The sequence below is a fragment of the Streptococcus sp. HMSC068F04 genome (assembly GCF_001837455.1).
In the GTDB taxonomy this organism is placed as follows: domain Bacteria; phylum Bacillota; class Bacilli; order Lactobacillales; family Streptococcaceae; genus Streptococcus; species Streptococcus salivarius_D.
Window position 1 is genome coordinate 1 of record NZ_KV832494.1, and the last position, 951, is coordinate 951.

A 951-nucleotide genomic window follows, 5' to 3' on the forward strand; every position below is an offset into this window, starting at 1 on the left:
ACTTCTGAGGACTTTGTCTTCAATCTGAGAAGAAAATCAAAATGATTTTCTTCTTTTTTATTGCATAACTGAATGCTCTTTTAAAAGATTAAAAAATGAGGGATAATCTCTTTTAAGATTAACAAAACCACCATTCTTAGACAAGAAACTATGTTCAGAAGCAGCTGTACAAACAAGAACACCATTCTGATTTACCATATGGTATACAAAAGAAAGTTTAGCAGATTTAACACTTTTAACATTAATCTCAATAGAAATCACATCTGCAAAAGTAGAAGTAGCTTTATAGTCACAGGAAATTGAAGTAACAGGAGAGATAATTCCCTCCTCTTCAATTTTTTCATAAGGCCAACCTATCTCTCTTAGAAAAAAAGTTCTAGCCTCTTCCATCCATCGTACATAATTGGAATGATGAGTAATACCCATTCGATCTGTTTCATAATACTGGACCTCGTGTTTACAGATAAACATAAGAACCTCCAAGAAGATTAAGAAATAAAATCTAGAATGTCATCCTCAGAAAGAGAAGAGTCGCAAACAACCTTAGCAGTTCCATTTTCTGAAACAAAGAGGGCTGGAACAGTAGCAATTCCATATCTTTTACGTAAAGCTTGAATATATTCAAGTTCCTCACTATTTTCACTATTAATATAGAAAATAGTAAAATTTGAATTACGTGCAACATTAGATAATTTAGGTTCAAAAAGTTGACAATATGGACAAGAAGGACGGCCAATAAATAAAATAAACTTATCTGTAGAAGAAATTTTATCTTTAGCAGTAGAAATAGAAATAGGTGTAAACGCTGATGCAAAATTCGACATAATAATACCTCTCAAATAAAATATAATCATATCATATCTGAAATTAAGAGTTTTAACAAGTAAATAACTTGACAAAAAAAGCTAGACCTAAGTCCAGCAATGAAATCTATACTCCGCCAGTAGGACT

2 protein-coding genes are annotated in these 951 nt (G+C 31.3%); both read right to left on the reverse strand.

What is annotated here, in order from left to right; genetic code table 11:
- Positions 1–57: 57 nt before the first annotated feature.
- The gene (locus HMPREF2571_RS05815; RefSeq protein ID WP_045771681.1) at positions 58–471 is read right to left on the reverse strand and encodes an acyl-CoA thioesterase; all 414 of its coding nucleotides are present in this window, start codon (positions 469–471) and stop codon (positions 58–60) included.
- 17 nt (positions 472–488) lie between these two features.
- On the reverse strand, positions 489–824 hold the full coding sequence (gene traF, locus HMPREF2571_RS05820; protein ID WP_014632569.1) for a DUF6568 family protein: 336 nt from the start codon (positions 822–824) through the stop codon (positions 489–491).
- Between the last annotated feature and the right edge of the window lie 127 nt (positions 825–951).